3 protein-coding genes are annotated in these 1832 nt (G+C 67.4%); 2 read left to right on the plus strand and 1 reads right to left on the minus strand.

Annotated features, from left to right (window positions below):
* Positions 1 to 686, minus strand: a 686-nt coding sequence (locus RMO97_RS04300) for an NADP-dependent oxidoreductase (protein WP_310539309.1), incomplete at its 3' end; no start/stop codon positions are given.
* 167 nt (positions 687 to 853) lie between these two features.
* On the opposite strand from RMO97_RS04300, the gene RMO97_RS04305 reads away from it, so the two are divergent.
* The gene (locus tag RMO97_RS04305; RefSeq protein ID WP_310539310.1) at positions 854 to 1288 is read left to right on the plus strand and encodes a hypothetical protein; all 435 of its coding nucleotides are present in this window, start codon (positions 854 to 856) and stop codon (positions 1286 to 1288) included.
* 61 nt (positions 1289 to 1349) lie between these two features.
* On the plus strand, positions 1350 to 1691 hold the full coding sequence (locus RMO97_RS04310) for a cytochrome c (RefSeq protein ID WP_310539311.1): 342 nt from the start codon (positions 1350 to 1352) through the stop codon (positions 1689 to 1691).
* The last annotated feature ends 141 nt before the right edge of the window (positions 1692 to 1832 follow it).

Genomic DNA, 1832 nt, shown 5'->3' on the forward strand with positions numbered 1-1832 from the left:
ATGCGCGGCAGGGCGGCGTCCAGGTGGCCGCCGCCGACGTTCTCGAAATAGACGTCGATGCCCTTGGGCGTGGCGGCCTTCAGGGCCTCGGCCAGGGCTTCCGTCTTGTAGTTGATGACGGCGTCGATCCCGACCTCGTCCTTCAGCCAGGCGGCCTTGTCGTCGGCGCCGGTGGAGCCCACCACATAGCAGCCCTTGAGCTTGGCGATCTGGGCCACGACCGAGCCCACCGCGCCGCCGGCGGTGGAGACGAACACCTGCTCGCCATCCTTGAGCGCACCCGTCTCCAGCAGACCGCCATAGGCCGTGATCCCGGTGCCGCCCAGGGCGTGCATGTAGACACTCAGCGACAACGCCGGATCGGGGGTCAGCACCTGCATCCCCTTGCCGTCATTGGTGAAGCGTTCCTGCATGCCGGCGCCGTGACGCACCAGGTCGCCCTCCTTGAAGCGCGGGTTGCGCGACTGGACCACGCGGCCGATGCCGCCGCCGATCATGGGAACGTCCAGCGGCTGGTCGGCGGTCAGCCGGGGCCGCATGTAGGGGTCCACCGACATCCACAGGTTCTGGACCTGGACCTGCCCGTCGGCGGCGTCGGGGGTGTCGACCTCGACCACCGCGAAGTCTGACGGGACTGGTACGCCGTCGGGCCGGCGGACAAGGTGGATCTGGCGGCTGGCGGTCATAGGGCTCGATTTCCTTCAGATGCGACCACGGGTGCACACCCGCATGATTTCAACGCCACGCGAGGGTCGGGGTTGAGGCTTTCGCAATAACCCTGAGGGTTTGCGGGCATCGGTGCAAGTTCACCACAGCCTCGCCAACCCAGCGCATCCACGATAGGGCATAGCCGATGTCCAGCCCACCCGCGCCGCTTCGCCGCCTGATCGACCTGCCCGGCGTCAGGGACCTCGAATTTCGCGCCGTGATGAAGCGCGACTTCGCCGAACCGGAAGCTCGCACCGAATTCCCGGATATCGACGCCTGCTCCCTGGCGATCTTCGGCTTGACTGCGGACGAGGCCGATGAAACGCCGCGTCCCGACAGCTGGGACCACATCGAGGGCAAGGCGACGTCGGTCCAGGTGGCGGCGTTTGAAGATGCTGGCTGGGACGTCACCGATGACAAGCGCAGACCGCTTCGTGTCTTGGGCCATTTTAGCACCCAGCTCTGGCTGGCCCTGCGCGGCGTGGCCGGAACGCTCCCGTTCCAGGCCGAGAGCACCGAGCCGGAACAGTGGGTCACCAAGCTGGCAGCCGAGGCCAAGCGGTTCCGCAAGCGTATCTGATCCACATCAATGACGGGCGGGCCGAGCGCTGCAGACTGCGACGATCCTGAAAGGTCAGCCGATGTCCGTCCACACGCTTGCTGTCGTAACGGCGCTCGCCATTGCGATGGGCGGCTGCGCCACGCTGGTCGGCCACAAGCGGGCAGATAGTCCCGAGCAGCGTGGCCGCACCATCGCGCAGCGGGCTTGCTCCGGTTGCCATGCCGTGGAACCGGGCGGGCAAACCCGCCGGGGAGGCAAGGCGCCGGCCTTCGGAAGCCTGGAAATGCGCCACACGGTTGGTCTGGAGGGACGGCTGGCCGAACTGACCCGCACGGGCCACTACGATATGCCGCCGGTCAGCCTGACTGCCGCAGAGGTCAGCGATTTGCGGGCCTATATCGAGGGTTTGCATCCTCGGTGAGCGATCGCCTGAGGCCGCCCACGCCCGTGGCGGCTTGACGGCGAAGGCCCGGCGAGACCTCATGGCCATCGGTCGGGGGAGAAGACATGGCGGCTGAGCCCTTTGACGTGATCATCGTCGGTTCCGGCGCCGGCGGCGGCA

It is taken from the genome of Phenylobacterium sp. (assembly GCF_031425575.1).
In the GTDB taxonomy this organism is placed as follows: Bacteria; Pseudomonadota; Alphaproteobacteria; order Caulobacterales; family Caulobacteraceae; genus Phenylobacterium.

Excerpts from the sequence above, each read along its gene's own strand:
- RMO97_RS04305 (WP_310539310.1), top strand. The coding sequence starts at position 854 with ATGTCCAGCCCACCCGCGCCGCTTCGCCGCCTGATCGACCTGCCCGGC.
- RMO97_RS04310 (WP_310539311.1), top strand. The coding sequence starts at position 1,350 with ATGTCCGTCCACACGCTTGCTGTCGTAACGGCGCTCGCCATTGCGATG.